The following is a 26,776-nucleotide window of genomic DNA, read 5'->3' as shown; positions in this document are numbered from 1 at the left end:
CCGATTTGACGCGGCTCCGGCCGTCCTCGCAGCTGAGGGCGTACGCCGGGGCCGCGTCAGCGTTTCGGCCCTGCGCATCAAGGTTTCATTCGTGTTTGACCGGTCGGTCACGCCCTGGTAACACCGAACAGTGACGCTGGTATCACGTCACGTAGAACACAGCCCCGAAAAACCCCGTACCCGAAGCCGTCCGAGGGGGACACCCACCATGCAGGCCGCGCCCGTTCGCGCCACCGCGATCCCGACCTTCAGCACCGCACTGCGCGCCGTCGAGTCGCTGCTCATGAGCAGCGGCCAGCGCACCGCCCGACGTAACGCGTGGACCTCCGTGCTGGAGGACCGCCGTCGCGCCAAGGACCGGGTCGAGGCGCAGCGCGTCCTCGAGGCGGTCACCTCCGCCCGTCCCTGACCCGCCCTCCTCCCCACACTCCCCACACCTCCCCTCCTGCCGTCGTAGGCGCTTCCGGGGCCACGTAGACTTTGCGGCATGGCGAGAAGTGACAGCGCGGCGGACGCCGCTAACCCCGGGCGACTGAAGCAGATCGCCCTGACGTTCAAGATGACCCATAAGGCCGACAAGACGATCAGTTTTGTCCTTGCGGGTGTCTTCCTCATCACCTTCGGCGTCTTTCTCGCGATCGGTTTCCTGATCGGCCACCCGGTCTACCTGGGCATCCTGGGCTTCCTGCTCGCCTTCCTCGCGACGGCGATCGTGTTCGGACGCCGGGCCGAGCGGGCCGCCTTCGGTCAGATGGAGGGCCAGCCGGGCGCCGCCGCGGCCGTCCTCGACAACATCGGCCGGGGCTGGACGACCACCCCCGCGGTGGCGATGAACCGCAGCCAGGACGTGGTGCACCGGGCCGTCGGCAAGGCCGGCATCGTCCTGGTCGCCGAGGGCAACCCGAACCGGGTGAAGAGCCTGCTGGCCGCCGAGAAGAAGAAGATGAACCGCATCGTCGCGGACGTGCCGGTGCACGACGTGATCGTCGGTACGGGCGAGGGCCAGGTCGCGCTGAAGAAGCTGCGCACCACCCTGCTGAAGTACCCGCGGGTCCTGGCCGGCCCGCAGGTGACGGCCACCAACGACCGGCTGCGCGCCATGGGCGACCTGATGAGCAACATGCCGCTGCCGAAGGGTCCGATGCCCAAGGGCATGCGCCTACCGAAGGGCGGCGGCAAGGCCCGCTGAGTCACCTTCTCCACGTCACGAAGGGGGCGCCCGGATGATTCCGGGCGCCCCCTTCGTCGTGGCGGAGACCCACTCCGTACCTCTTCGTCGTGGCGGAGACTCAGATCCGGACTTCCACCGTGCGGGCCAGGCGGTCGTGCAGGCCGCGGCCGTCCCGGTCCCAGACCAGGGCGGGGACGGCCAGGCAGAGCAGGATCGTGCGCGCCACGGCGCGCAGCGGGTTGACCGTGCCGGTCTCGACGGACACCACGCGCAGGCCGAACAGACGCTTGCCCGGGGTGGAGCCGACCGTACCGACCGTCAGGACGCTCAGCACGAAGAAGACGAGCAGAGCCCAGTTGCTCGTCGCCGGGCGGTAGCCGTCCGTGATCAAGCTGTATGCGATCAAGACACCGAAGCCCCAGTCCACGGCCAGCGCTCCGAGCCGACGGCCGGGGCGGGCGATCGAGCCCGGCCCGTGCTCCGGCAGACCGAGCTGCTCGCCCCTGTATCCGAAGTCGACACCGGCTTCCTCAGCGGCCGCGCGGGGGCCCGAGAGCCACGAGCCGATTGCATCCCTGTTGTCCACCCGACCACGGTACTGCGCCCGTTTCGCGATACGGACAGGTGGGGTACACCGGGCAGGCTCCGGTTAACTTGTGCGAAACAAATGGGTCACGCCCGAGAAATCACCCGTCCCTAGGGTCGATGACAGCGTGTGCCACCGCACTGGCCGCACGAACGAACTACCACCCCGGCTCGACGGCCGGGAGTAGGAGGAGCTGGATGTTCCAGAACGCCGACGAGGCCAAGAAGTTCATCGCGGACGAGGACGTCAAGTTCGTCGACGTCCGCTTCTGCGACCTGCCGGGCGTCATGCAGCACTTCACGCTGCCGGTCGAGGCGTTCGACCCGGACGAGGAGCTGGCCTTCGACGGCTCGTCGATCCGCGGTTTCCAGGCCATCCACGAGTCCGACATGGCGCTGCGCGCCGACCTGTCGACCTCGCGCGTGGACCCCTTCCGCCGTGACAAGACGCTGAACATCAACTTCTTCATCCACGACCCGATCACGGGCGAGCAGTACTCCCGCGACCCGCGCAACGTGGCGAAGAAGGCGGAGGCGTACCTGGCGTCGACCGGCATCGCCGACACCGCGTACTTCGGCCCCGAGGCCGAGTTCTACGTCTTCGACAGCGTGCGCTTCCAGACCTCGGCGAACGAGTCCTTCTACCACATCGACTCCGAGGCCGGCGCCTGGAACACCGGTGCGGTCGAGAACAACCGCGGTTACAAGGTCCGCTACAAGGGCGGCTACTTCCCGACCCCGCCGGTCGACCACTTCGCCGACCTGCGTGCGGAGATCTCCCTGGAGCTGGCCGCGTCCGGCCTCCAGGTCGAGCGCCAGCACCACGAGGTGGGCACCGCCGGCCAGGCCGAGATCAACTACAAGTTCAACACGCTGCTCGCCGCGGCCGACGACCTCCAGCTCTTCAAGTACATCGTGAAGAACGTCGCCTGGCGCAACGGCAAGACCGCGACCTTCATGCCGAAGCCGATCTTCGGCGACAACGGCTCGGGCATGCACGTCCACCAGTCGCTGTGGACCGGCGGCTCCCCGCTCTTCTACGACGAGGCCGGTTACGCGGGCCTGTCGGACATGGCCCGCTACTACATCGGCGGCATCCTCAAGCACGCCCCGTCGCTGCTGGCCTTCACCAACCCGACGGTGAACTCCTACCACCGTCTGGTCCCGGGCTTCGAGGCTCCGGTCAACCTGGTGTACTCGCAGCGCAACCGCTCCGCGGCCATGCGTATCCCGATCACGGGCTCCAACCCGAAGGCCAAGCGCGTCGAGTTCCGCGCGCCCGACTCCTCCGGCAACCCGTACCTGGCGTTCTCCGCCCTGCTGCTCGCGGGCCTGGACGGCATCAAGAACAAGATCGAGCCGGCCGAGCCGATCGACAAGGACCTCTACGAGCTGGCCCCCGAGGAGCACGCGGGCGTCGCGCAGGTCCCGACCTCGCTCCCGGCCGTTCTGGACCGCCTCGAGGCGGACCACGAGTTCCTGCTCGCCGGTGACGTCTTCACGTCCGACCTGATCGAGACGTGGATCGACTACAAGCGCACCAACGAGATCGCCCCGCTCCAGCTGCGCCCGCACCCGCACGAGTTCGAGCTGTACTTCGACGTGTGATCGGACCCGGGCCGACAGGCCCGTGCGTCTTCTGCCCTCCGCGCTGTGCCGACGCCCCCGTTCCTGTTTCTCAGGGACGGGGGCGTCGTCGTATGGTTTCTGGCACTGCTGTTCGAAGAAGACCTCGACAGAGGTGACGGGGGAGATACGGGAATGCCCGAACAGGACGATGTGGAGCGGGAGTTCGACCTCAAGTGGGCGGACGACGCGGCGCACAAGGAGCCCTCGGCGCGGGCCAGGATGCTGGCCGCCCGCTGGAAGGAGAACCCACCCGAGCCGGTCCCGTTCCGCGGCGACCCGGACCGGGTGGCATCGCCCCGGTCGTCATGGCTGTCGACGGCACTCGTGCTGGGCTGCGTGGCCGCGGTGATCCTCCTGCTGGGGTACACGCGGTTCCGGGCGCAGTACTGAGGTGCGGGGGGTGCGGGAGGACATCACGGGCGGGTCGGCGACGGCGGTGCGGCTCGCCGGGGGCACGCCCCTGCGGGAGGCGCTCGACTGCGGCGCCCCGGCCGCCTGGACGGCACTGGACGCGGGCGTCCGCCCGCTCCACTGGAACGCGCACTATCTGCCGGAATGGGAGTGGAACGAGGCCGGGCGCACGCTGACCGCCGCCATGCAGGCAGGCGAGCCGCTCAGCGAGTCGCAGCTCGCCCTCGCACTGTGCCACCGGGACGGCCGGATCCGGGCGGCGGCACTGTGGCGGATGGACGGGCACCCCGATCTGCTGCCGCTGCTGGTCGTGCGGTGCGCCGACTGGGTGGAACCCGTACGGAGACAGGCTCGCCTGCGGCTGGGCGAGGAGCTCGACGCCGGGCGGGCCGTGGCCCTCCTGCCCCTGATCCTGCGCGTCGGGCGTCGGGAGCGGGGCGAATTCGCCCTCGGCCTGGCCGACAGACGGCTGCGCGAGGCACCTCGTGAGGTCCTTACGACGCTGTTCACCGACTCCGATCGCACCGTACGCCGGTTCGCGTACCGGCTCGCGGTCGAGCAGCGGCTCCTCTCCCCCGGCGAGCTGGCCCGCGTCGCCGCGCAGGACGACGACACCGTCGTCCAGAACCTGTGCGCGGACGCCGCCCTGGCCGCCATGACGGACGAGGACCACGACGACGTACTCGAGCCGCTGCTCGCCGCGCGCGACCCGCGGGTCCGTTCCGCCGGGGTGACCGCGCTGCGGCGGGCCGGGCGGGCGGAGCGGGCCGTGGGGTTCCTGGCCGACCGGGCGGGACTCGTGCGGGCCTGCGCGCGCTACGTCGTACGGCAGCACGGGGGCGATCCGTCGGCCTGGTACCGGGAGCGGTGCGCGGAGCGGGGCGATGCCACCCTGCCGCCGGGCGCCGTCATCGGGCTCGCGGAGTGCGGGGAGCGGAGTGACGGGGAGGCGCTGTGGTCGCTGGTCCGGCATCCGGCCGCGGGCGTGCGGGCGGGGGCCGTGGCCGGGCTGCGCGTGCTGGACGCGGCCGACGCGCGGCGGCTGTTGCCGTTGCTCGACGACCCGGCGCCGCGCGTGGTGCGGGAGGTGACCGCGGCGGTGCTGCCCTCGGCGGGACTGGTGCCGCAGGAGTGGCTCGTCGAAAGGCTCGGCGCCGCCTGGCCCCGGCAGGTGCGGATCGCCGCCTTCCGGCTGGCCGTGGAGCGAGGTGGGGCCGTGGGGCGGCGTGCCCTGATCCCGCTGCGGGACGATCCCGACGACGAGCTGAGGCAGCGGGCGGCGCGGGCAGCACGGGCCGCACGAAGCTGAGGCCGGCCGGGGCGGATCCGCGTCGGCGTTCGCGCCGGCATTCGCGCCGGCGTTCGCGCCGGTTGTTCACAGGGAGCTTTTGCTCCGCCTAGGTTCGTTCGGGGACCGTTCATGGGCGTGGCACGGTGCACACTGGCAGTGGGACGAGTGCCTGACTGCGGGGTGATGCAGATGCAGAGCCGTTTCCGGAGCGACCGGCGGCTGACCGTGCGGATGACGGTCACGTTGTTCCTGCTCGGGCTGTTGTACGTGGCGTTCGTCGCCGCGTTGATCGTGTTGCTGAAGTCATGGGTGCTGGTCGCGGTCGTCGCGGTGGCGATGCTGGGCGCGCAGTACTGGTTCTCCGACCGGGTCGCGCTGTTCGCGATGCGTGGGCGGGTCGTGGAGCGCGAGGAGTATCCCGAACTGCATGCCGTGATCGACCGGCTGTGCGCGATCGCGGACATGCCGAAGCCGGTGGTCGCCGTCTCCCAGATGGGCATGCCGAACGCGTTCGCGACCGGGCGGAATCCCGACCACGCGGTGGTGTGCGTGACGACGGGGCTGCTGGGGCGGCTGGAGCCGGCCGAGCTGGAGGGCGTGCTCGCGCACGAGCTGTCGCATGTGGCGCACAAGGACGTGGCGGTGATCACGGTCGCGTCGTTCCTGGGCGTGATCGCGGGGCTGATCGTGCGGTTCGCGTTCTACTCGCAGGTGTTCGGCGGCGCGCGCAGGGACCAGAACGCCGCGGTCGTGTTCGCCGCCGTGATGGGTGTCTCGGCGGCCGTGTACGCGATCAGTTTCCTGCTCATCCGGGCCCTGTCCCGGTACCGGGAGCTGGCGGCGGACCGGGCGGCGGCACAGCTGACCGGCCGGCCCTCGGCGCTGGCCTCCGCGCTGACGAAGGTCTCCGGCGACCTGGCCCGTATCCCCACCAAGGACCTGCGGACGGTCCAGGCCTTCAACGCCTTCTACTTCACCCCGGCACTGGGCGCCGAGCCCGGTCTGGCGGGGCTGTTCTCGACCCACCCGAGCCTGGAGCAGCGGCTCGCGCAGCTGGGGCGGATCTCCGCCGAGCTGGGCGAGGCGGCCGCTCCGGGGAAGGCGGGCTGATCATGGGGCTGCTGGACATCCTGCTCGGCCGCACCAAACCGGTCGTGCCCGACCTGGACCAGCTGTTCGCGCTGCCTTCGGCTGCGGTGACGCTGGAGGCGGCGGCCGGGTTCACCCCGACCGGGCAGGGTGCCGTGTGCTTCGCGACCGTCGAGGGCTCGGCCTTCGAGCAGACGCACCGCGAGGTCCAGGCGCTCCTCGACGCGGACACCGAGCGCACCGGTCCCCCGGTGCGGCTCGTGCGGGACGACTACGGGTACTCCTGGCTGGTCTCGCAGCGCGCCCCCGACCAGCTGCCGCTCCTGGTCAACGACCTGCACGCGGTGAACAGCGCGATGGAGGTCAACGGCTTCGGGCCGCAGCTGCTGTGCTCACTGGCCGGGTTCGAGGAGCAGCGGGGAGCGGCGCGGGAGGCGGACGGTCGCCGACTGGCGCTCGTGTACCTGTACAAGCGGGGTTCCTTCTACCCGTTCGCGCCGCTGCCCGGTACGGGACAGCGGCGCGACGGCGCACTGGAGCTGCAGGTGCAGGCCACCCTCGCGAGCGACCTGCGGATCGAGCAGGACCTGGGCCGTTGGTTCCCGGTGTGGGGAGCCCCCGGCCTGTAGAGGGGCGTCGGGCGGCCTACTTGCTGCGCTCGCGCTCCTGACGGCGGGACTCCAGGGGGCGCTCGCGACGGTAGCGGCGCTCCCACTTGGCCTGCTTGTCACGGCGGTCGCGGTAGGCCTTGTACGACGTCGGCGCGGTTCCCGCGCTCGGCGCGGGGCCGGGCGCGGACGGCGCGGACGAGCCGAGCCCGTACCGCACGTACAGGAACAGCACGCCCGCCGCGGCGAGCCAGTAGAGCGGGTTTCCGAATCCCAGGACCACCAGGACGACGGCCCCGGAGAGAACGACGGTGCCCATGGTGTACCTCCTTCCTGGGCAAGGATGGTGACTGAGCGTGGTGAGAGGGGTGGGTGGGTGCCTTCAGCGTACGGACTCCGTCACTCAACGTGCATCTGCTTTTCTGCCCGAGCCCCGTAATGAGCGGGGCCCATGACTGAGCCGGGCCCATGAATGAATGGGGCCCATGAGCGAACTGTCTCCTTTCACGCACGAGTACGACGGCGAACGGCTCAGCGGGGTGCGCGGCGGGGGGCCGGGAACGGTCACCGTCGTTCTGCTGCACGGCGCCGGCAACGGCAGCAAGGAGCGACTCCTGCCGCTGGCCCACGAGTTCGCCGTCCGCGGCTGCCGCGCCCTCGCCCTCGACTTCTCCGGGCACGGCGAAAGCAGCGGCGAACTGCGGGAGTTGAGCCTGCGTCGGCGCTTCGAGCAGGCGGTCTCCGTGATCGACGCGTACGTCCCGGCGGACGGGGCGCTGGTGCTCGTCGGCTTCAGCATGAGCGGGCAGACGGTGGCCGACCTGGCCGCGTTCTACCGGGACCGGGTGACGGCCCTGGGCCTGTGCGCGCCCGCCGTGTACGCGGCGCGGGCGTGGGACGTCCCCTTCGGCGAGGGCGACGGGGAGTTCAGCGCGATCATCCGCAGGCCCGGGAGCTGGCGGGAGGCGCCCGCGTTCGACGTGCTGCGCGCCTACGAGGGCCGGGCGGTGCTCGCCGTGCCGGGCACGGACACGGTGATCCCGCCGCAGGTGACCGAGGCGATCCAGGACGCGCTCGCCACCCGCGCCCGGTACACGAGGTTCGAACTGCCCGCCGCGGGGCACCGGTTGGGCCAATGGTTCCAGGACCACGCGGACGACCGGCGCGCGTTCGTGACCGCCGTGCTGGCCGGGCCGGGCGGGCGCGGGTGGACGGCGACGCGTTCCTGACCGGCCGGGCGGCCGGCGCCGCTCAGACGCCCGGCGCCGCGCTCACCACGCCCGCCGCGATCGCCGTGCCCAGGATCGCGTGGTCGGCGGCGGTCCGGTCGGCGTAGGCCAGGGCGAAGTCGGCGACGGCGCGGTCGAAGGACTCGGCGCCGCCGAGGTAGCCGGCGATGGCGATCCGGTCGCCGGACCGGGCGTGGGCGCGGGCCAGGGCGGTCCCGCAGAGCCGGGCGTACGCGGCGAGGTCGGCCGGGGACATCCCGGCGACGCCGGCGGTGCCCTTCGGGTCGCGCAGCTGACGCCAGTAGAAGGCGCGGCTCTGCGGCCCGGTCATCCAGCCCAGGAAGACGTCCCCCGCGGCCTGGAGCAGCCGTTGCCCCGCGACGACCCGGTGGCCGGGATGCGCGTAGGGGCCGCTGGGCAGATGCTCCTCCAGGACGGACGCGCGGGCCTCCTTGATCTGGAGGAACAGGGGGTCGTCGGTGTCGCGCCCGGCGAGCAGCACGATGAAGCAGCGGGTGCCGACGCTGCCTATGCCGACGACCTTGCGGGCCGCGTCGACGAAGCGGTAGCGGTCCAGCAGCAGGCGGCGCTCCTCGGTGAGGGTGGAGCGGTAGTCGCTGAAGATCTTGCGCAGGGCGGCGCTGTCGGAGGCGCCGGCGGGTTCGATCAGCGGCGGGTCGTGGATGATGCGGCGGCGTCCGTCGACGACCTCGGTGAGTTTGCCGAGGGCCTGGAGGCTGGTGCGGCGGCGGGCGCGGGTGAGGCTGCCCTCGGTCCGTCCGCGGCGCCGGGCGGAGCGCAGCAGGGGCAGCAGCCGTTCGGCGTCGATGCGCTCGTACCAGACGGCGAGCTCGTCGAGCCGGGACAGCCGCCGGATGGCCGTGCGGTAGGCGGCCACGGCCTCCAGGGCGGCGCGGTGCACCTTCGGCTCGGGGTGGCCGTTCTCGCGGGCGGCCACCGCGACGGAGGCGGCGAGCCGTTTGACGTCCCACTCGAAGGGGCCGGGGAACGTCTCGTCGAAGTCGTTGAGGTCGAAGAGCAGCCCCCGCTCCGGGGAGGCGTACAACCCGAAGTTCAGCAGGTGGGCGTCGCCGCACAGCTGGACCGTCAGCCCGGTGTGCGGCTGGGACGCCAGGTCGGCGGCCATGACGGCGGCCGAGCCGCGCAGGAAGGCGAAGGGCGAGGCGGCCATCCGCCCGTACCGGATCGGCAGCAGTTCGGGCAGCCGGTCGCGGCCCTGCCGCTCCAGCACGGCGACGGGGTCGGGCCGGTCGACGGACGGGAGCCAGAGGGCGTGGGTGGAACGGGAGACGCGCTTACGGGCGTCCCGGCCGCGCCGGGCGCGGTCGGTGGGGGTGGTCATCCGCGTCGCCTTCGCACCACATCCGCCTCCCGGTCCACGACACTTCCCGGTTCACGACACTTCCGGCCTCCTGTTCGCAGTGAAGGCCGTGAGGGGAGCGTCCGCATGTCGGGTACGTCGAACGGGTGACACGGGCGGCGGACCCGATTGTCAGTGGTCTCGGGAAGGATGACGGACAGGGACGAGTGACGGACAGGGACGAGCGCCGGACGGCGACAGCGCCGATGGCGGGGCGACGACGGGTGGAGGCCGGTAATGGGTGACGCGCTGCGGTACATCGGTGTGGCGGAACGGCGGGCGCGGCTGGCCCTGCGGCACCGGCTGGCCCCCGAGGCGCGGGTCGCGACGCCCGAGGCGGTGGCCGACGCGCTTCTCGCCCTGCACGGCTCGGACCCGGCGACGGTGTACCTGGCGGTCGGCGCCCGCCTCGCCGACCCCGAGACGACGGTGGCGGAGACCGACAGGGCGCTGTACGCGGACCGGACCCTCGTCCGGATGCACGGCATGCGGCACACCGTCTTCGTGTTCCCGACGGAGTCGACGGCGGTCGTGCACGCCTCGACCGGCCTCGCGGTCGCCGCGCGGGAGCGGGCCTCCCTGGTGAAGGACATGGCGAAGGCCGGCGCTCCGGACGCGGCCTGGCTGCAGGAGGTCGAGGAGTCGGCGCTGGCCGCGCTGGCCCGGCTCGGCCAGGCGACCGCGGCCGAGCTGGCCCGCGAGGAGCCGCGTCTGCGGGAGCAGTTCGTGTACGCGGCGGGGAAGCCGTACGAGGGCGTCCACACCGTCGTGACGCGGCTGCTGAGGGTGCTGGGGGTGGAGGGCAAGGTGGTCAGGGGGCGCCCCCTCGGCTCGTGGACGTCGAGCCAGTTCCGCTGGGCCCTCGCCCCCGCGCATGCCGAACTGCCGGTGGCGCAGGCCCAGTCGGAGCTGCTGCGGCGCTGGTTGACGGCGTGCGGCCCGGCCACGGAGGCCGATCTGAAGTGGTGGACGGGCTGGAAGGTGACGGACGTCCGCCGGGCGCTGACGGCGATCGGGGCGCGGGCGGTCACACTGGACGAGGGGACGGGGTACGTCGTCGAGGACGACGTGGAGGCCGTGCCCACTCCCGGCGAACCGTGGGCGGCCCTGCTGCCCGGCCTCGACCCGACGGCGATGGGCTGGCAGGGCCGGGACTGGTATCTGGCCCCGGAACTGCGTCCCGGCCTGTTCGACTACAGCGGGAACGTGGGCCCGACGGTGTGGTGGAACGGCCGGGTGGTGGGGAGTTGGGCCCAGCGGGCCGACGGCGAGATCGTGTGGCGGATCCTGGCCGGCGAAGGCGAGGGGGAGCGCGACGGCAAGGGTGAGGGCGTGGGCGGCGAGGCGAAGGCGGCGATCGAGGCGGCGGCGGCGCGGCTGGAGGCGTGGTTGGGGGCGACCCGGGTGACGCCCAGGTTCCGCACGCCGGTGGAGAAGGAACTGGTGAGCTGACTCCCTGCCCCGACCCCCGGCCCAACTCCTGCCCCCGGCCCCCTCCCCCTCCTCGTCCCCCTCGTCCACGCCCTCGTCCACGGACGCCGACGCCGGGTGCCGCCACCAGGGACGGCACGCGGCGCCCGGTTCAGCGTGAGTACCGCAGCAGCGCCCGCACCATGTGGCACGTCGTGTCCGACGGCGAATGAACGCCGATCAGCTCCGCCGTGCTGCGGATCTTCTCGTTGCGGGCCTGGTTCGGCATATACACGCCCAGGTCGAGCAGGGCGATGGCGAGGCGCATCGCCTTGAGGCGACGGTTGTGCGTGGCATACCACTCGCGCGGACGCCCGGGCGGCAACGGCCGCTTCTCGACGGGCACATAGGGCAGATCGAGCTGGACGGAACGCTTGGCGGTGGACTGGGTCGGCAACGGCTTCGGCTTCAGTGCGGCAGCGGGCACAGGCATCCTCCTGTCGCGGTCAGGGCCCGGTCCGGAACCTCCGGCGAACCCTCGAACACTGCTTCTATTCTACCGCCCACCACTGACAAACGCCCCTGATCACAGGGGTTTTCGCCGCCTCGGACCGCTACCGTGTGCCGCATGGAGATCTGGATCAACCCCGCCTGTTCCAAGTGTCGCAGCGCCCTCACGCTCCTCGACGCGGAGGGCGCCGACTACACCGTCCGCCGCTACCTGGAGGACGTGCCGAGCCAGGACGAGATCGCGGCCGTGCTCGACCGGCTCGGTCTGGAACCCTGGGACATCGCCCGCACCCAGGAGGCCGTGGCCGAGGAGCTCGGCCTGAAGGACTGGGCGCGGGAGGCGAGCACGCGCGAGCGCTGGATCACCGCGCTCGCCGCGCACCCCCGGCTCATCCAGCGCCCCATCATCACGGCGGACGACGGCACCGCGCTGGTGGCCCGCACCGACGAGGCCGTACGGGACGCGTTGTCCCGGTAGGACCCGTCCTGGCCGGACAGCCGACGGTTCGTCCGGCGGCGGGAGTCGGCGCGCCGCGCACTGCTACCCTCCGCCGCCATGACCTTCGGTGATCAAGGACTCGGGTTCCCTCCGGAGCAGCGGCGCATACGACGGCGTCGGCGGACCCGGCGCTCGGCGACCGTCGGGTCCTGCGCGGCCCTCGTCGCCGCCGTCGCCGCCGGCACCGCGCTGATCGCGGACGAGGACGACGGCGACCGGCCCACGTCCGCTCCCCCGGCGACGGCGTCCATGACCGCCTCGGGCCTCGCGGCCGTGCCGTCGCTGGGCGCGGGCCTCCCCTACGACACCCCGAGCGTGCCGCGCTCCCTGCTCGACCGCCCGGTCGTCCGGCCGGAACAGGCGTTCCCCTCGACGAGCGTCCGGCTGGAGGACGGCTCCCGGTACGCCCGCGTCGACCTGGTCACCACCGTGGACTGCGCACAGCGCACGTCGCCCGAACTCGCCCGGCTGATCCAACAGGGCGGCGGGTGCTCCCGGTTGACGGCGGCCCTGTTCACGGACGCCGAACGACGCTCGCAGGTGACGGTCACCGTGCTGAGTTTCGAGCGGGTGGAGGACGCCTCCCGGGTGTTCACGACGACCTCGAAGGACCCGGTGACGTATCGGGCGGTCTCGCTGGACCCGCCCCCGGGGGCCGGTCTGCCGACGGTCCCGCCGGGTTCGGCCGGGGTCCTCAGGCGGGCGATGACCGTCCGGTCGGTGGTGTTCGCGAACGGGCGGTGGGTCGACGGCACGAAGACCGGGGAGGCCGAACTCGTCGCCCGGACCGAGGGGTTGCTCCAGCGTGCCGACGACACGGTGGCGGCGTACGAGGAAGGGGGGAACGACGAGGGGAGGAACGGGGAGGGGAGGAATTGATGCCGGCTCCTCGCCCCGACTCGGGTGTGACGAACGCCACTTCGATTGTCTCCCGTAACCGCTGAGTAACCTCGTTCGGTATCTCGTACATAGCGGCGTACGCTCCCCTACCCCTCAGGAGGCGCGCATGTCGCGCAGGAGAAGTCTCGGCCCGAAGAAGAAGATCGCGCTGCTGGTCAGCGCCGCGGCCGTGGCGGGCGCCGGGGCCTTCGTCATGGCGTCCACCTCGAACGCCTCGCAGGACCCGCAGAACGCCAAGACGTTGTCCGCCGGGGACTCGACCGTCTGCGCGGGACTGGCCACGGCCCTCGGCAACAACGAGAAGTTCATCGAGGGCCAGAAGACCAGCCCGGACGCGCAGTCCGCGGCCCGGATCGCCAACCGCGAGGCGGTCATCGCGCAGATCAAGGTCCAGCAGCAGGCGTCGGGCTGCGTCGTTGGGGAGTCGGCTCAGGACTCCCAGGCGACACAGCCTTCGCAGGCCGCTTCCGCCCCGGCCGCTTCCGCCCCGGCCGGGAACACGGGTAACGCCGGGAACACGGGCAACGCGGGAAACGGCGGCGGTGCCGCCTCCGGCCAGCAGGTCTGCAACGGTTCCACGGTGACGCTCTCCGGCGAGGGCGGTGCCCCGGCCGCGTCGAGTAACCAGTTCCCGGCGGGGACCAAGCTGAAGGTCACCAACCTGGACAACAACAAGTCCACGACCGTCGAGGTGACCTCGGTCTCCGGCAGCTGTGCCCTGCTCAACAACGCGGCCTTCGAACTGGTCCGTGAGCCCGGCAAGTTCCTGATCCGCCGGGCCCTGATCGAGAAGGTGGGGTGAGGCTCCGCCGCCGGGCACCTCGGTGAACCGGCGGCGGCCCTTCCGGGGCATCCCGTAAGGGTGTACGTGTCATCGGTCCTGCTGCTCGCGGCCACGAGCAGCAGGACCGGCGCGTTTCCGGATCCGCGACGCCTCCTCGCACACGAACCACCGAAACGCCGAACCACCGACCGCCGAACCACCGAAACGCGGCTCACACCGTGAGCCGCACCACAGAACCACCAGGTAACACGGGGTTCACATTCGAGCAATGATCGGGAAATCGCCTGTTGACAAGCTGCCGGGCAAACAGGCGGCGCCCCAGTGCCGCAGCGCCGCAGCACCCGCAGTGCGTCAGACACACCCCGAAGGAAGTGGCCCGTGACCTTCAAGGCTGAGTACATCTGGATCGACGGCACCCAGCCGACGGCGAAGCTCCGTTCCAAGACGAAGATCATCGCGGGCGAGCCCGCCGGTCTCGAGTCGCTGGGAATCTGGGGCTTCGACGGGTCCTCCACGAACCAGGCCGAGGGCCACTCCTCGGACCGTGTCCTCAAGCCCGTGTTCACCTGCCCCGACCCGATCCGCGGCGGCGACGACATCCTCGTCCTGTGCGAGGTCCTCAACATCGACATGACGCCGCACGAGTCCAACACGCGTGCCGCGCTCACCGAGGTGTCCGACAAGTTCGCGTCGCAGGAGCCGATCTTCGGCATCGAGCAGGAGTACACCTTCTTCCAGGACGGTTACCCGCTCGGCTTCCCCAAGGGCGGCTTCCCGGCCCCGCAGGGCGGCTACTACTGCGGCGTCGGCGCGGACGAGATCTTCGGCCGTGAGGTCGTCGAGGCGCACCTGGACAACTGCCTGGCCGCCGGTCTCGCGATCTCCGGCATCAACGCCGAGGTCATGCCCGGCCAGTGGGAGTTCCAGGTCGGCCCGGTCTCCCCGCTCGAGGTCTCCGACCACCTGTGGGTGGCCCGCTGGCTGCTCTACCGCACCGCCGAGGACTTCGGCATCTCCGCCACCCTCGACCCCAAGCCGGTCAAGGGCGACTGGAACGGCGCCGGCGCGCACACCAACTTCTCCACGAGGGCGATGCGCGAGGGCTACGACGCGATCATCACCGCGTGCGAGTCGCTCGGTGAGGGCTCGAAGCCGCTCGACCACGTCAAGCACTACGGCGCCGGCATCGACGACCGTCTGACGGGTCTGCACGAGACCGCCCCGTGGAACGAGTACTCCTACGGCGTCTCCAACCGTGGCGCCTCGGTCCGTATCCCGTGGCAGGTCGAGCAGGACGCCAAGGGCTACATCGAGGACCGCCGTCCGAACGCCAACGTCGACCCGTACCTGGTGACGCGTCTGATCGTCGACACCTGCTGCTCGGCGCTGGAGAAGGCCGGCCAGGTCTGATCCGGTCCGAACCCCGGTTCTCCCCGGAATTCCCGGAAGGGGCGCCCGCCGACTCGGCGGGCGCCCCTTCCGCGTGTCCGAAGCCCCTCGCGACCGCCCAAGGCGTGGACCGACGACGACTTCACGCCAGGAAACGTCCAAGCTGTGAGAGGAGGCTCCTGTAACGGGCGGGTGTCTGCTTCAATGGGGCCATGGCCAGATTTCAGAAGTGCACCGCGACAGGTCGCCACGACCTCGAGCCCTTCTGGCCGTCCCGTCAGCACCATGACTTCGACCGGGTGTGTTGCCGCGCGATGAACGCGCCGGCCCTCTAAAGCCGTACACCCCGGCCTTCGGCCAGCGCGCACGACGTACGTCCTCGACGAGCCCGACCACGAATCGCGGCCGTCGTCCTCTCCGTCGAACTTCTCGCGCGAAAGAGCTGACCTCTCATGGCGAACACCCGTTCCCTCTCCTCCGCTCCCAGCCTCACCGCCGCCACCCCGAACGGCACCGCCCGCCACCGACTGCGGGCCGTCGACCGGGACGAGGTGGTCGACGTCGCCGACTTCCTGCCGCCGGGCGCGACCTGGCTGCCCGCTCCCGCGCACACCCTGCCCACCCTGCCGGGCCAGCCGCCGATGGTCGGCTACCTGGTGCTCGTCCCGGCCGACCAGCAGCCGCCGTTCCTGCCGGTGGCGGTGCCGGACCGGCCCGCGGCCGACGAGGCCGTCGAGGCCGAGGGCGCCGGACGTCCGCTCGTACGGATCGACCCCGTACAGCGCACGGCCGCCGTGGACGGACAGCAACTCGACCTCACCTACCTGGAGTTCGAGCTGCTCGCGCACCTGGTCGCGCACCCGAACCGGGTGCACACCCGCGACCAGCTGGTCACCACCGTGTGGGGCTATGGCCACGTGGGCGACGGCCGCACGGTCGACGTCCACATCGCCCGGCTGCGCCGCAAGCTGGGCGCACAGCACCGCCAGTCGATCCAGACGGTGCGGCGGGTCGGCTACAAGTACACCCCGCCGACCGGCCACTGACCCGCTTCGTCTGCCGACGGCAGAGCGCGGTTCCGTACCGTGTCCGGACCGGGCACAGTCACCGGCATGAGACTTCTGGTGCTGGGTGGTACGGAGTTCGCGGGACGGGCCGTCGTCGAGGCGGCCCTCGGGCGCGGCTGGGACGTGACGGTCTTCAACCGGGGGCGGCACACGACCGCCCCCGGCACCCGGTCGCTGACCGGGGACCGCGGCGCGCCCGGCGGTCTCGACGCCCTGGCCGAAGGCGAGTGGGACGCCGTCGTCGACACCTGGTCGGCGGCGCCCCGCGCGGTGCACGACGCGGCGCGGCTGCTGCGGGGCCGCGCCCGCCGGTATGTGTACGTGTCGAGCTGCTCGGTGTACGCCTGGGCCCCGCCCGCCGGGTACGCGGAGGACGCGCCCGTCGTCGAGGGCGCCGAACCCGACGCCGGGCAGAGCGACTACGCCCGGGACAAGCGCGGCGGCGAGCTGGCCGTCGTCGACGCCTTCGGCGCGGAGGCTTCCGTCCTCGTACGGGCCGGGCTGATCCTCGGCCCGTACGAGAACGTCGGCCGGCTGCCCTGGTGGCTGACCCGGATCGCCGACGGCGGCCCGGTCCTCGCGCCCGGCCCGCGCGATCTGCCCCTGCAGTACGTGGACGTCCGCGATCTCGCCGAGTGGATCCTCGGCGCGGTCGAGCAGGAACTGAGCGGGCCGTACAACCTGATGAGCCCGCAGGGACACGCGACCATGGGCGAGCTGCTGGAGGCGTGCGTACGGGCCACCGGCTCGGACGCCGAACTGCGCTGGACGGCACCGGAGATCATCCTCGACGCGGGCATCGAACCGTGGACCGAGCTGCCCGTGTGGGTGCCGCCGGGCACCGACATGCACGACGCCCTGCACGCGGCCGACGTCTCGCGGGCGATGGCGGCGGGGCTGGTCTGCCGTCCCGTCGAGGAGACCGTCGCCGATACCTGGGCCTGGCTGACCTCGATCGGCGGTAGGGCGCCCCAGCGCCCCGACCGCACCCGCAAGGGCCTCGACCCGGAGGTGGAGGCGAAGGTCCTCGCGGCGGGATCCGGCTGACCGGACCCCCTCAGGTGTACCTGGCACCACCCCCCGACCGGGGGCGTCGGGCCAGTGACCACCGGCCCGCGGCTCGGCCAGACTGACGCCATGAACACCAACACGAAGAGCGGCCAGGGCGGTTCGAGGGCACGCGGGACGGTGCTCGCCGCCGGGCGGGGGCTCGCGCTGGCCGTCGGGTCGCTGCCGCTGAGCATCCTGGGCTTCTGCCTCTCCCTCGTGTCCATGGCGCTGATACCGATCGGGGTCGGGGCGCTCACCACGCCCTACGTGGTGAAGGGTGTGCGCGCCTACGCCGGGTGGCGGCGGGCGCTCGTCGAGCGGTGGGGCGGGGTGCGCGTCCCGTCGGCGTACCGGCCGGTCCCGGAGACCGCCAACCCGTGGAAGCTGACCTATGCGCTGCTGCGCGACCCGGCGACCTGGCGGGACCTGCGCTGGCTCCAGGTGGACATGACGGCGGGGTTCGTGACCGCGCTGCTGCCGGCCGTCCTGGTCGTCTATCCGGTGGAGGGGCTGGCGCTGCCGGCCGGGCTGTGGCGGGTGTACGTCGAGACGCCCGGCGTCGCGTACTGGTACGGCTTCGTACCGGTCACCGGCCAGGCGTCCGCGTTCGGCGCCGCGGCCCTGGGCGCGGTCCTCCTCGTCGTCGCCCATCGGTACGCCGTGAGCGTCCTCCAGGTCCACTTCCGGCTCACCCAGGCCATGCTCACCCCGAGCCAGGCCGAACTGGCCGAGCGGGTACGGGTGTTGACGGAGACCAGGCAGGACGCCGTGGACACCTCGGCCGCCGAACTGCGCCGCATCGAGCGGGATCTGCACGACGGCGCCCAGGCCCGGCTGGTGGCGATGGGCATGGACCTCGGCACCGTCGAGATGCTCGTCGACAAAGACCCGGAGAAGGCCAAGGCCCTGCTCGCGCAGGCCCGTCAGTCGTCCGCCGAGGCGCTCTCCGAGCTGCGCGACCTGGTGCGCGGCATCCACCCGCCGGTGCTGGCCGAACGCGGACTCGGCGACGCCGTACGGGCGTTGGCCCTGCGGCTGCCGGTCGCCACCGAGGTGAGCGTCGAGCTCGAGGGCGGCCGGGTGGAGGCGCCCGTGGAGTCGGCGGCCTACTTCGCGGTGAGCGAGCTGCTCACCAACGCGGTCAAGCACTCCGGCGCCGGCCGGGTCTGGGTCGACCTCCATCACGGGTCGGGCCGGCTGCGGATCTCGGTCACCGACGACGGCGCGGGCGGCGCGGCGATCGGGGCGGGCTCGGGCCTCGCCGGCGTCGAGCGGCGACTGGGTACATTCGACGGCGTCCTGGCCGTCAGCTCTCCCGCGGGCGGTCCCACCATGGTGACCATGGAGATCCCTTGCGTGTTGTCCTAGCCGAGGACCTCTTCCTGTTGCGGGACGGTCTCGTCCGGCTGCTGGAGGCCTACGACTTCGAGATCGCCGCCGCCGTCGAGAGCGGGCCCGAACTGGAGCGGGCGCTCGCCGAACTGGAGCCGGACGTCGCCGTGGTCGACGTCCGGCTCCCGCCCACGCACACGGACGAGGGCCTCCAGTGCGCGCTCCAGGCCCGCCGCAGGAGGCCCGGACTGCCGGTGCTCGTCCTCTCCCAGCACGTCGAGCAGCTGTACGCGCGCGAGCTGCTCGCCGACGGCACCGGCGGGATCGGCTATCTGCTGAAGGACCGGGTGTTCGACGCGGAGCAGTTCGTGGACGCCGTACGGCGGGTCGCGTCCGGCGGTACGGCGATGGACCCGCAGGTGATCCAGCAGCTGCTGGCCCGGCGCTCGGGTGACGGTCGGGGGCCGGTGGACCGGCTCACCCCGCGCGAGCGGGAGGTGATGGAGCTGATGGCGCAGGGCCGGTCGAACGCGGCGATCGCGGGCAAACTGGTCGTCACCGAACGGGCCGTGGCCAAGCACACCGCGAACATCTTCGTGAAGCTGGGTTTGGAGGTCGCCGGTGACGACAACCGCAGGGTGCTGGCGGTGCTGGCCTATCTGGACCGGGATCGCTGACCGTGCCAACTGGTGGGTTGTGTGAGGGTGTTGGGGTTGTTTTGTCATACGGAGCTCTCATCAATTTCTGAGCGGGCTGAACACCTATGAGGCGACGTGCGTAAAGGAGGGGGCAGCTTCAGCTTCACTCCTGTCGGGCGCCTCGATGCTGCCCCGCAAGGAAGTCAGAGGAGTTCCATGGGACGCAACATACGTAAACGCCGTTCGTCGATGGCCACGAAGGCCGTGGCAGCATCGGCGGCCCTAGCGCTCGGCGGGGGCGGGCTGATCTGGGCGAACTTCTACGCTTCGGCGCACGAGTCGAACTCGGGCCAGAACTCGACCAAGGCCGCCACGGCGGCCGCTCAGGTCGCCACCATCTCCTGCCCGGACGTGGGGCAGAAGCTGACGAACGTACCCAACGGGGCGAAACAAGGCGTCGCGACCGAGCTGGCCAACCTCGACAAGCAGATCACCGAGGCCTACACCCGGCTCGCCTCCACGCGTCAGGCCCAGGCGAACGACGCCAGCTTCGTGCAGAACGCGATCACCGGCCCTCTCAAGGAGAAGCGCGCCGCCACGATCGACCGGATCCGGATCAACATCCAGCGCTCCGGTGGCCAGTTCAACAGCTCGCTGAGCCAGTTGGCGGCCTGCACCACGCAGGCGGCGAACACCAACGCCGGCCAGGCGGGCAACGGCCAGCAGCAGAACGGCGGCCAGCAGCAGAACGGCGGCCAGCAGAACAATGGCGGCCAGCAGCAGAACGGCGGCCAGCAGAACGGCGGCAACGCCGGCCAGGCGCAGAACGGCCAGGGCGGCAACGGCCCCGTCGCCGCGGACTTCGTCGACATCACGAAGGTCCAGGCCAACGCGCAGCTGGGCGTGGGCGCGAACGGCGCCGCCGCCAACGGCAACAGCGGCTCCCGGGGCACCTTCACCTCGAGCTGCGGCACCAACGGCAACGACAACCACAACACGGACAACGTGATCGTCGCCCCCGGTGTCACCAACGGCGCGCACCACCTGCACGACTACGTCGGCAACCAGAACAACGACGCGTTCGCGAGCGACCAGGAACTGGCCGGCGCCGGTACCAGCTGCCAGAACCAGGGCGACAAGTCCTCGTACTTCTGGCCGGTGCTGCGTGTCCAGGACGGCAGCCAGGACTTCGACCAGAACAACGACGGCGGTGGCAAGGAAGGCAACGTCGGCAAGATCCTCCAGCCCGCCCAGGCGCAGATCAAGTTCGTCGGCAACAAGAAGGGCAAGGTCGTCGCGATGCCGACGGCCCTGCGCATCATCACCGGTGACGCGAAGGCCTTCGTCAACGGCAACGCCAACGCGAACGTGAACTGGAGCTGCACCGGCTTCGAGAACAAGGTGCAGCTGGAGACCCAGTACCCGATCTGCCCGCAGGGCAGCCAGGTGGTGCGGACGACCAACTTCCAGAGCTGCTGGGACGGTCAGAACATCGACAGCGCCAACCACCGCACGCACGTGGCATTCGCCCAGGCCGACGGCACCTGCGCCAACGGCTTCAAGGCGATCCCCCAGCTCCAGGTCCGGCTGGTCTACAACGTTCCGGCCCCGAAGCTCCAGAACGGGACGGTCGTGAACCCGTACGCGGTGGACACCTTCCCGGAGAACCTGCACAAGCCGATCACCGACCACAACGACTTCATCAACTTCTTCTCCACGAACCTGATGAACAAGATGGTCAACTGCATCAACACCGGCAAGAAGTGCAAGTGACCCGCTGAGCGGGACACCCGGTAGGACCGACTGAGAAGGCCGGCGGTGAGGATTCCTCACCGCCGGCCTTCTGGTGTGCGCCGGGTGCGCGGGGCGCGCAGCGTGCGCCGGGTGCGCGGGGTCCGGTCAGTGACCGGAGTGCGAAGCGCCTTCGGAGGGCTCGCCCGACACGTGCGCGGAGTGGTCCGTGCCCTCCTCGATGTCACCGCCGAGCGTCTTCCGCAGCGCCGTCACGGTGGTGGTCTCCTCACCCACGACCACCCACTTGCGGCCGACCAGGTAGTGGCCGCCGTAGTCCTTGGCCCCGTTGATCCACTCGCGCTGACCGCGGTCGGTGGCGAAGGTCAGCAGGATGAACTTGCCGTCGGCGTTCTTGCACAGGGCCTGGCGGAGTTCGTCGGCGTCGGTCTGCATGTCGGGCGTGCACTTCACCTCGGCGGCCAGGTGCTCCAGGCTGCCGGTCGCCGTCACCGGGACGGTCTCCTCGGCCCCGTCGGAACCGCAGCCCGTCAGCACCAGCGCCGCGGCGGCGGCGGCCACCGCGAGCATCGGTCGGGTCATCTTCATCCGTTCCTCCCTGCAAGAGCCTCGCCCTGGATACGGCTCTCACGTGCGGTGCGCTCAAAATACCCGTGCCCGGTGGGGACACCCGTGCGAGAGTGTGCCGGTGAACCAAGAGTGGGAAGATCGCGTGACCGCCGCCTGGGCCGGCTTCGACGAGTATCCGGAGGAGCGTGCGGCGGAGTTCCGGGCCGTGATCGACAAGCTGACAGCCGAACTGCCCGAGGACAGTCCGCTGGGCTCGTTCGAGCGGGCCTGCGCCTGGGACTCGACCGGCCACTCGGACCGGGCCGCCCCGCTGTACCGGGAGGCGCTCGCGCGCGGGCTGAGCGAGGTGAGCGGCTACAAGGGCAGGCGGGCCAAGATCCAACTGTCCAGCTCCCTGCGCAACATCGGACAGGCGGAGGAGGGCGTCAAGCTGCTGACCCCCGAACTGGACGCCCCGTCGGACGAGTTGGACGACGCCGTACGCGCCTGTCTGGCCCTGTGCCTGTCGAGCCTGGGCCGCGACCGCGAGGGCCTGTCCCTGGTGCTCGGCGCCCTGGCCCCCCATCTGCCGCGCTACCAGCGGTCGATGGCCAACTACGCGAAGGCGCTCCGGGCGGACTGACCCGCCCGGGGTGACCATCCACCGGCTCGCTCGTTCTGCTGGACGTGCAGTCACAGGATGTCGCCCCGCGCCCCGCACCCCGATCCTCCGCCGACCGGATCGTCGACGTCGAGCAGGCCGAGGCCGCGCTCGTCGAGCACTACCCGCGGCTCGTCCGGCTCGCCTATCTGGTGCTGCCGCCGGGCCTCGGCCGCAGTCGGCGCGTCCTGACCGCCCACGCCCTCGCCCAGCGCGCCCTGCCCCGCGGCAGCGCGTCGACCCCCGTCATCCCGGCCCAGAACGGGGGCGCGGGGGACGGCCGTGACGGCGACCCCGGGTACGCCTACATCCGCCTTCAGGTGGTGCGTACGGCGTTGGAGGCGGGGCTGCCGCTGAGGCTCCTGGCCCGGCCCAGGCGCGCGCAGCTCCCGCCGCTGCTCCCCCAGGTCTGGGGCCTGCGGCTCTTCCCCCGCTCCGGCGGCGCCGACGAGCTCGCCCTGGACCAGCGCCTGGCCGCCCTGTCGGGTCCGGCCCGGGCCGCCTACGTGCTGCGCGGTCTGGAGCGGCTCCCCGACGGCGACGTCCGCGAGGTGCTGACCGGGTCGGGCGTCGCGGCCGCCGAGGTGACGGCGGCCCTGCGTGAGGCGGGCCGGATCCCCGCCGCCCAGTACGCCCTGCTCGACTCCTCCGAGTTCGACGCCTGCTCGCTCCAGGCCCGGCCCACCGACCTCATGCGCCGCCGCCGGTACACCAGGGCCGCGCTGGCCGCCGCGGCCGCGCTCGCCGTGTGCGGCACCCTGGTCGCGCTGCCCGGCGGCGGCTGGGGACCCGACGGCGCGGCCGCCCCGCCGTACGCGCAGAACCCGGCCGCCGAGGCCGCCCTCGACCCCGGGCGGCTGGTGAAGGTGTCCCCCGCCGCCTGGAAGACCTCCGCGCGCACCGACTTCTCCGTCTGGCCCGCACGCGGCCCCCTCGTCCGCGACAGCGCGCTGCTGCGTCGCGCCCTCGCCGTCTGGGCCCGCCCCGGGAAGGCCGTGCACGTCTCCGCCACCCCGGACACCCCGTTCGGCGGCCCCGCCGGACCGCCCCAGCTCCTCTACGCGGGCGAGGTCGACAACGCGCGCGTGGTGATCCTCTACGACGGTATGCGCATCGCCCGCTACGCCGAGCCGCAGGACGGCACCGCCGGGGCGGCCCTCGACTTCGCGCGGGTCGACGGCGCGACCGGCCCCGAGGCGGCCGCGCTGGTGCTGGGCCGGGCCGACGGCAACGTCCGCTATCTGACGGCGCCCTGGGTGACGAAGGCCGGCGAGCGGGACCTGTCGAAGCCGGGCGCCGGGGTGATGGACCTGACGCTGACCGACGGGATCACCTCGCCGCTGGCCAGCCCGGCCACCCACACCGGCACGTGCACGACGTGGAACGTGCTCCAGCTGACGGACGCCTCCGGCACCCACCTGCTCAGCGACCTCGGCGAGCTCGTCCCGGCCCGCCTCACCGCGGGGCGCCCGGCCGCCCCCAAGGAGGCGAGCGGTGCGACGGCGCTGCGGACCTGGGCGCCGTTCGCCTGCTCGCTGGCCGACGCCCGCGGACAGGGCGTGCGCACGGTCAACGCGTGGGGGTACACCCGGCAGCGGCTGCCCGACGCGAGCGGTGCGGCGACCTGGGTGTGCACCCGGGCCGAGACCTGGCGGGGCGACGGGAGCAGGGTGCTGGCCCAGTTCCACACGCCGGGCGGGCTGTGGGGGGCGGCCGTGGCGAAGGCCGGGGACGTTCCGGCGTGCGGGCCGCGCGATCCGCATGTGCTGGCCGGGGTGCTGTGGAAGTCGAAGGGCGGCGACTGGTACCTCCTGGCCGCGGGCGACAAGGCGACGGCGTCCATCCGGGCGACCGGCGGGGTGACCGGGTCCGGGCAGGGCAACCTGCTGGCGCTGCCGACGAAGCAGGGCGCGCAGGCCGGCCTGGAGGGCAGGCTGAAGGACGGGCGGTCGATCAGCGGGCTGCGCTGACCCGTCGGCGGGCACATCGGGCGGGCGAGTTGTCGCACAGGGGTTCACCCCCGCCCTACCCGTCAGTACATTGACACCATGTCTAACAAGCCCGAGGGGCGGCCGGACGAGCGTGTCACGCTCAAGGCACGCAAGGTGTCCTTCTCCTGGGAGGGCACCCCGCTGCACTGGGTGCCGGGGGACCCGTTCGCCACGCACACCATCAACGTGCTGCATCTGCTGCTGCCGGCCGGCGAACGCTGGTTCGTGCACGTCTACCGGCAGGTGCTGCCGTACATCCGGGACGAGCGGCTGCGCGAGGACGTCATCGGGTTCATCGGGCAGGAGGCGACGCACTCCCAGGCCCACGACGAGGTGCTGCCGCATCTGCGGGAGCAGGGGCTCGACCCGACGCCGTACACCGCGCAGGTCGACTGGTTCTTCGAGAAGCTCCTCGGTGACCGGACCCTGCCGCCGGGCCGGGCCCGGCGCTGGTGGCTGATGGAACGGGTGGCACTGATCGCGGCCATCGAGCACTACACCGCGTTCCTCGGCGACTGGGTGCTGAACGCGCAGGAGCTCGACCGGCGGGGCGCCGACCCCACCATGCTGGACCTGCTGCGCTGGCACGGGGCCGAGGAGGTCGAGCACCGGTCCGTCGCCTTCGACCTCTTCACCCACGTCGACGGCGGCTACCGCCGGCGGGTGCGGACCTGGGCGACGGCGTTCGCGGCGCTGGTGTTCCTGTGGCAGCGCGGGATCCGCTTCTTCATGGAGAACGACCCGACCCTGACCGACGGCCGCGCCTCCTTCAAGGACTTCTACGTCCGCGGCAGACGGGGCACGCTGCCCGCGACCGGCGACCTGCTGAGGTCGGTCCCGCGCTATCTGAGCCGCGCGTACCACCCCTCGCAGGAGGGTTCCACCCAGCAGGCGGTCGCCTACCTCGCCTCCTCCCCCGCCGCGCTGGCCGCGCTCGCCGCGGAAGAGAGGGCCTCGTGATGCCGAAGTCGCTGACCGCCGTGGCCGTCGCGGGCGCGGCGCTGCTCGTCCGGCGGGCGATGCGCCGCCGGATCCAGGCCTCGCCGCTGTGGCCGATGCCCGCGCTGGCGGAACCGGTCTCCGGCCGGCCCCGGTCGCGGGCACTGCGGCTGCTGGTCGCCGCACGGCGGACGGTCGCCGAGGGGGTCGTCGAACTACGCCTCGAAGGGCGCGAGTTGCCGCGCTGGGAGCCGGGGGCCCATCTCGACCTGGTGCTGCCGTCCGGGCTGGTGCGGCAGTACTCGCTGTGCGGGGACCCGGAGGACACCTCCTCCTACACCGTCGCCACGCGGCTCGTCACCGACGGGCGGGGCGGCTCGCGCGAGGTGCACGAACAGCTGCGGGAGGGGACGGAGGTCGAGGTGCGGGGACCGCGGAACCGTTTTCCGCTCGTCGAGGCGCCCTCGTACGTCTTCGTCGCCGGGGGCATCAGCATCACGCCGATCCTGCCCATGCTGCGGGCTCTCGCCGAAGGCGCCGAGTGGCGGCTGCTCTACGCCGGTCGGACACGGGCCTCGATGCCGTTCCTGGAGGAGGTCGCCGAGCTCGGCGGCCAGGACCGGGTGACGGTGGTCGACGGACGGCCCGAGCTCGACGCGCTGCTCACGGACCTGCCCGAGGGGACGGCCGTCTACTGCTGCGGCCCAAAGGGGCTCATGGCGGCGGTGGAGGAGCGCGTCCCGCACGTCCGTCTCGAGCGGTTCACGGCGCGTACCGTCCGCGACGGCGACCCCTTCGAGGTCGAACTCAGGCGCACCGGGCGGGTGGTGACGGTCGCGGCCGACTCGACCGTACTGGCCGCCGTGCGCGCCGAACTGCCGGACACCCTCTACTCGTGCGAGCAGGGCTTCTGCGGGACCTGCCAACAGCGGGTGCTGGCGGGCGAGGTGGAGCACCGGGACGAGTTGCTCACCGACGCGGAGCGTGACGACTCGATGCTGATCTGTGTCTCGCGGTCGCGCGGCGAACGACTGGTGCTGGACATGTGAGACGGCACGCGACCCGCCATACGACCCGACGCCTGACGCGAAAGGTGACGCGAAAATTGACTGACATGTGACCGGACAAGTCGCCGGATACGTGATGGATCGGGTGAACGTCTGCGCCGGTCCGGTCCGTTCTGGGCCGGAACCAATCGGTAAGGTGTTCGCATGACTACCGGGGTTCGTCGCAGAATGGGAGTCGAGGAGCGTCGGCAGCAGTTGATCGGCGTCGCCCTCGAACTGTTCGCCCAGCGCTCGCCCGACGAGGTCTCCATCGACGAGATAGCCGCGGCCGCGGGCATCTCGCGCCCCCTCGTCTACCACTACTTCCCCGGCAAACTCAGCCTGTACGAAGCCGCGTTGAAGCGGGCCTCGGAGGATCTGGCGGGCCGGTTCGCCGAGCCGCACGAAGGACCGCTCGGCTCCCGGCTGCTCCGCGTGATGCGCCGCTACTTCGACTTCGTCGACGCGCACGGCCCGGGTTTCTCCGCCCTCATGCGCGGCGGCCCGGCGGTCGGCTCCTCGACCACGAACGCCCTCATCGACTCCGTACGCCAGAACGCCTACGAGCAGATCCTGTCGCACCTGGGAATCGCCGACGCGCCCCCGCGCCTGGAGCTGATCGTCCGCTCCTGGGTCTCGCTCGCCGAGTCGACCGCGCTGATCTGGCTGGACGGGCGGCGCATCCCGCGCGAGGAGCTGGAGGTCCAGCTCGTGCAGGACTTCGCCGCGCTGACGGCCGTCGGCGCCGCCCACGACGACGAGCTGCGCGCGCTGCTGCGCCCCGTACTCGGCGGCGAGCCGGCCGACGGCCCCTTCGGCGACCTGGTCACCCGGCTCATCGCCCTCGCGTCCTGAGGCCGTCCGG

27 protein-coding genes and 1 pseudogene are annotated in these 26,776 nt (G+C 71.8%); 23 read left to right on the top strand and 5 right to left on the bottom strand.

Going from position 1 to position 26,776, the window contains the following annotated elements; genetic code table 11:
• Positions 1-208 precede the first annotated feature (208 nt).
• The gene (locus tag ACIRPU_RS04325; RefSeq protein WP_171396819.1) at positions 209-409 is read left to right on the top strand and encodes a hypothetical protein; all 201 of its coding nucleotides are present in this window, start codon (positions 209-211) and stop codon (positions 407-409) included.
• 78 nt (positions 410-487) lie between these two features.
• Positions 488-1,189 (top strand): DUF4191 domain-containing protein, encoded by a 702-nt coding sequence (locus tag ACIRPU_RS04320; RefSeq protein ID WP_355703201.1) that lies wholly within the window; start codon positions 488-490, stop codon positions 1,187-1,189.
• A gap of 100 nt (positions 1,190-1,289) precedes the next feature.
• On the opposite strand, the gene ACIRPU_RS04315 is transcribed toward ACIRPU_RS04320, so the two are convergent.
• Positions 1,290-1,757 carry an RDD family protein gene (locus ACIRPU_RS04315; RefSeq protein ID WP_355703200.1) on the bottom strand — a complete coding sequence of 156 codons (468 nt, stop codon included), beginning with the start codon at positions 1,755-1,757 and terminating at the stop codon, positions 1,290-1,292.
• 197 nt (positions 1,758-1,954) lie between these two features.
• Here ACIRPU_RS04315 and glnA point away from each other — a divergent pair, with 197 nt between their 5' ends.
• The 5 genes from glnA (at position 1,955) to ACIRPU_RS04290 (ending at position 6,805) form a co-directional block, all read left to right on the top strand.
• Positions 1,955-3,364, top strand: a complete 1,410-nt coding sequence (gene glnA / locus ACIRPU_RS04310) for a type I glutamate--ammonia ligase (protein ID WP_355703199.1) — start codon at positions 1,955-1,957, stop codon at positions 3,362-3,364.
• 153 nt (positions 3,365-3,517) lie between these two features.
• The gene (locus ACIRPU_RS04305) at positions 3,518-3,775 is read left to right on the top strand and encodes a hypothetical protein (protein ID WP_355703198.1); all 258 of its coding nucleotides are present in this window, start codon (positions 3,518-3,520) and stop codon (positions 3,773-3,775) included.
• Positions 3,776-3,785: 10 nt separating this feature from the next.
• Positions 3,786-5,105 carry a hypothetical protein gene (locus ACIRPU_RS04300; protein WP_403861419.1) on the top strand — a complete coding sequence of 440 codons (1,320 nt, stop codon included), beginning with the start codon at positions 3,786-3,788 and terminating at the stop codon, positions 5,103-5,105.
• A 171-nt stretch (positions 5,106-5,276) separates the two neighbouring features.
• Positions 5,277-6,197, top strand: coding sequence for a zinc metalloprotease HtpX (htpX, locus tag ACIRPU_RS04295; RefSeq protein WP_384123313.1), 921 nt, complete (start codon positions 5,277-5,279; stop codon positions 6,195-6,197).
• Positions 6,198-6,199: 2 nt separating this feature from the next.
• A complete protein-coding gene (locus ACIRPU_RS04290; RefSeq protein ID WP_403861416.1) occupies positions 6,200-6,805 on the top strand; it encodes a hypothetical protein in 606 nt (201 codons plus the stop codon).
• 16 nt (positions 6,806-6,821) lie between these two features.
• Here ACIRPU_RS04290 and ACIRPU_RS04285 read toward each other — a convergent pair whose 3' ends face one another.
• Positions 6,822-7,103 (bottom strand): hypothetical protein, encoded by a 282-nt coding sequence (locus tag ACIRPU_RS04285; protein WP_355703123.1) that lies wholly within the window; start codon positions 7,101-7,103, stop codon positions 6,822-6,824.
• Between the two features lie 157 nt (positions 7,104-7,260).
• Between ACIRPU_RS04285 and ACIRPU_RS04280 the strand changes: the two are divergent.
• Positions 7,261-8,010, top strand: a pseudogene (locus ACIRPU_RS04280) (alpha/beta fold hydrolase); the annotation flags it as partial.
• A 25-nt stretch (positions 8,011-8,035) separates the two neighbouring features.
• Here the strand turns inward: ACIRPU_RS04280 and ACIRPU_RS04275 are convergent.
• Positions 8,036-9,376: a DUF2252 domain-containing protein gene (locus ACIRPU_RS04275; RefSeq protein ID WP_403861412.1), complete on the bottom strand. Its 1,341-nt coding sequence runs from the start codon at positions 9,374-9,376 to the stop codon at positions 8,036-8,038.
• A gap of 255 nt (positions 9,377-9,631) precedes the next feature.
• On the opposite strand from ACIRPU_RS04275, the gene ACIRPU_RS04270 reads away from it, so the two are divergent.
• Complete coding sequence (locus ACIRPU_RS04270) at positions 9,632-10,846, top strand: winged helix DNA-binding domain-containing protein (RefSeq protein WP_403861409.1); 1,215 nt, start codon at positions 9,632-9,634, stop codon at positions 10,844-10,846.
• 130 nt (positions 10,847-10,976) lie between these two features.
• On the opposite strand, the gene ACIRPU_RS04265 is transcribed toward ACIRPU_RS04270, so the two are convergent.
• Positions 10,977-11,291: a hypothetical protein gene (locus ACIRPU_RS04265; RefSeq protein ID WP_384123321.1), complete on the bottom strand. Its 315-nt coding sequence runs from the start codon at positions 11,289-11,291 to the stop codon at positions 10,977-10,979.
• 141 nt (positions 11,292-11,432) lie between these two features.
• On the opposite strand from ACIRPU_RS04265, the gene ACIRPU_RS04260 reads away from it, so the two are divergent.
• The 9 genes from ACIRPU_RS04260 to ACIRPU_RS04220 all read left to right on the top strand — a co-directional run bounded on the left by ACIRPU_RS04260 (position 11,433) and on the right by ACIRPU_RS04220 (position 20,746).
• A complete protein-coding gene (locus ACIRPU_RS04260; RefSeq protein WP_403861406.1) occupies positions 11,433-11,792 on the top strand; it encodes an arsenate reductase family protein in 360 nt (119 codons plus the stop codon).
• Between the two features lie 78 nt (positions 11,793-11,870).
• On the top strand, positions 11,871-12,692 hold the full coding sequence (locus tag ACIRPU_RS04255; RefSeq protein WP_403861403.1) for a hypothetical protein: 822 nt from the start codon (positions 11,871-11,873) through the stop codon (positions 12,690-12,692).
• A gap of 127 nt (positions 12,693-12,819) precedes the next feature.
• Complete coding sequence (locus ACIRPU_RS04250) at positions 12,820-13,515, top strand: hypothetical protein (protein WP_355703116.1); 696 nt, start codon at positions 12,820-12,822, stop codon at positions 13,513-13,515.
• 360 nt (positions 13,516-13,875) lie between these two features.
• On the top strand, positions 13,876-14,907 hold the full coding sequence (gene glnII, locus ACIRPU_RS04245; protein ID WP_403861400.1) for a glutamine synthetase: 1,032 nt from the start codon (positions 13,876-13,878) through the stop codon (positions 14,905-14,907).
• Positions 14,908-15,338: 431 nt separating this feature from the next.
• Complete coding sequence (locus ACIRPU_RS04240) at positions 15,339-15,932, top strand: winged helix-turn-helix domain-containing protein (RefSeq protein ID WP_355703114.1); 594 nt, start codon at positions 15,339-15,341, stop codon at positions 15,930-15,932.
• Between the two features lie 66 nt (positions 15,933-15,998).
• A complete protein-coding gene (locus tag ACIRPU_RS04235) occupies positions 15,999-17,000 on the top strand; it encodes an NAD-dependent epimerase/dehydratase family protein (protein ID WP_403861397.1) in 1,002 nt (333 codons plus the stop codon).
• Positions 17,001-17,090: 90 nt separating this feature from the next.
• Positions 17,091-18,371: a sensor histidine kinase gene (locus ACIRPU_RS04230; protein WP_403861394.1), complete on the top strand. Its 1,281-nt coding sequence runs from the start codon at positions 17,091-17,093 to the stop codon at positions 18,369-18,371.
• Positions 18,356-19,012 (top strand): LuxR C-terminal-related transcriptional regulator, encoded by a 657-nt coding sequence (locus ACIRPU_RS04225; RefSeq protein ID WP_384125353.1) that lies wholly within the window; start codon positions 18,356-18,358, stop codon positions 19,010-19,012. Before ACIRPU_RS04230 ends, ACIRPU_RS04225 begins: the two co-directional genes overlap by 16 nt.
• A 177-nt stretch (positions 19,013-19,189) precedes the next feature.
• Entirely contained in the window at positions 19,190-20,746 is a 1,557-nt protein-coding gene (locus ACIRPU_RS04220; protein ID WP_403861391.1) for a DUF1996 domain-containing protein, read from the top strand.
• A 126-nt stretch (positions 20,747-20,872) separates the two neighbouring features.
• Here the strand turns inward: ACIRPU_RS04220 and ACIRPU_RS04215 are convergent, their stop codons facing one another.
• Positions 20,873-21,313 (bottom strand): hypothetical protein, encoded by a 441-nt coding sequence (locus ACIRPU_RS04215; RefSeq protein ID WP_403861388.1) that lies wholly within the window; start codon positions 21,311-21,313, stop codon positions 20,873-20,875.
• Positions 21,314-21,437: 124 nt separating this feature from the next.
• On the opposite strand from ACIRPU_RS04215, the gene ACIRPU_RS04210 reads away from it, so the two are divergent.
• The 5 genes from ACIRPU_RS04210 (at position 21,438) to ACIRPU_RS04190 (ending at position 26,766) form a co-directional block, all read left to right on the top strand.
• A complete protein-coding gene (locus ACIRPU_RS04210; protein WP_403861385.1) occupies positions 21,438-21,917 on the top strand; it encodes a tetratricopeptide repeat protein in 480 nt (159 codons plus the stop codon).
• A gap of 44 nt (positions 21,918-21,961) precedes the next feature.
• Positions 21,962-23,905, top strand: a complete 1,944-nt coding sequence (locus ACIRPU_RS04205) for a hypothetical protein (protein WP_403861382.1) — start codon at positions 21,962-21,964, stop codon at positions 23,903-23,905.
• Between the two features lie 78 nt (positions 23,906-23,983).
• Positions 23,984-24,886 carry a metal-dependent hydrolase gene (locus ACIRPU_RS04200; protein ID WP_403861379.1) on the top strand — a complete coding sequence of 301 codons (903 nt, stop codon included), beginning with the start codon at positions 23,984-23,986 and terminating at the stop codon, positions 24,884-24,886.
• Positions 24,886-25,914 carry a PDR/VanB family oxidoreductase gene (locus ACIRPU_RS04195; RefSeq protein WP_403861376.1) on the top strand — a complete coding sequence of 343 codons (1,029 nt, stop codon included), beginning with the start codon at positions 24,886-24,888 and terminating at the stop codon, positions 25,912-25,914. The genes ACIRPU_RS04200 and ACIRPU_RS04195 overlap by 1 nt, the downstream gene beginning before the upstream one ends.
• Before the next feature lie 162 nt (positions 25,915-26,076).
• Positions 26,077-26,766, top strand: a complete 690-nt coding sequence (locus ACIRPU_RS04190; RefSeq protein WP_355703104.1) for a TetR/AcrR family transcriptional regulator — start codon at positions 26,077-26,079, stop codon at positions 26,764-26,766.
• Positions 26,767-26,776: the final 10 nt, after the last annotated feature.

Source organism: Streptomyces sp. NPDC102259 (genome assembly GCF_044766465.1).
Taxonomy (GTDB): domain Bacteria; phylum Actinomycetota; class Actinomycetes; order Streptomycetales; family Streptomycetaceae; genus Streptomyces.
The sequence above is the reverse complement of the archived record's forward strand: the minus strand, read 5'-3'. Positions and strand labels throughout refer to the sequence as shown.

Coding starts and splice junctions, on each gene's coding strand:
- ACIRPU_RS04325 (WP_171396819.1), top strand. CDS start 209: ATGCAGGCCGCGCCCGTTCGCGCCACCGCGATCCCGACCTTCAGCACC.
- ACIRPU_RS04320 (WP_355703201.1), top strand. CDS start 488: ATGGCGAGAAGTGACAGCGCGGCGGACGCCGCTAACCCCGGGCGACTG.
- glnA (WP_355703199.1), top strand. CDS start 1,955: ATGTTCCAGAACGCCGACGAGGCCAAGAAGTTCATCGCGGACGAGGAC.
- ACIRPU_RS04305 (WP_355703198.1), top strand. CDS start 3,518: ATGCCCGAACAGGACGATGTGGAGCGGGAGTTCGACCTCAAGTGGGCG.
- htpX (WP_384123313.1), top strand. CDS start 5,277: ATGCAGAGCCGTTTCCGGAGCGACCGGCGGCTGACCGTGCGGATGACG.
- ACIRPU_RS04290 (WP_403861416.1), top strand. CDS start 6,200: ATGGGGCTGCTGGACATCCTGCTCGGCCGCACCAAACCGGTCGTGCCC.
- ACIRPU_RS04285 (WP_355703123.1), bottom strand. CDS start 7,103: ATGGGCACCGTCGTTCTCTCCGGGGCCGTCGTCCTGGTGGTCCTGGGA.
- ACIRPU_RS04275 (WP_403861412.1), bottom strand. CDS start 9,376: ATGACCACCCCCACCGACCGCGCCCGGCGCGGCCGGGACGCCCGTAAG.
- ACIRPU_RS04270 (WP_403861409.1), top strand. CDS start 9,632: ATGGGTGACGCGCTGCGGTACATCGGTGTGGCGGAACGGCGGGCGCGG.
- ACIRPU_RS04260 (WP_403861406.1), top strand. CDS start 11,433: ATGGAGATCTGGATCAACCCCGCCTGTTCCAAGTGTCGCAGCGCCCTC.
- ACIRPU_RS04255 (WP_403861403.1), top strand. CDS start 11,871: ATGACCTTCGGTGATCAAGGACTCGGGTTCCCTCCGGAGCAGCGGCGC.
- ACIRPU_RS04250 (WP_355703116.1), top strand. CDS start 12,820: ATGTCGCGCAGGAGAAGTCTCGGCCCGAAGAAGAAGATCGCGCTGCTG.
- ACIRPU_RS04240 (WP_355703114.1), top strand. CDS start 15,339: ATGGCGAACACCCGTTCCCTCTCCTCCGCTCCCAGCCTCACCGCCGCC.
- ACIRPU_RS04235 (WP_403861397.1), top strand. CDS start 15,999: ATGAGACTTCTGGTGCTGGGTGGTACGGAGTTCGCGGGACGGGCCGTC.
- ACIRPU_RS04230 (WP_403861394.1), top strand. CDS start 17,091: ATGAACACCAACACGAAGAGCGGCCAGGGCGGTTCGAGGGCACGCGGG.
- ACIRPU_RS04220 (WP_403861391.1), top strand. CDS start 19,190: ATGGGACGCAACATACGTAAACGCCGTTCGTCGATGGCCACGAAGGCC.
- ACIRPU_RS04215 (WP_403861388.1), bottom strand. CDS start 21,313: ATGAAGATGACCCGACCGATGCTCGCGGTGGCCGCCGCCGCCGCGGCG.
- ACIRPU_RS04200 (WP_403861379.1), top strand. CDS start 23,984: ATGTCTAACAAGCCCGAGGGGCGGCCGGACGAGCGTGTCACGCTCAAG.
- ACIRPU_RS04195 (WP_403861376.1), top strand. CDS start 24,886: ATGCCGAAGTCGCTGACCGCCGTGGCCGTCGCGGGCGCGGCGCTGCTC.
- ACIRPU_RS04190 (WP_355703104.1), top strand. CDS start 26,077: ATGACTACCGGGGTTCGTCGCAGAATGGGAGTCGAGGAGCGTCGGCAG.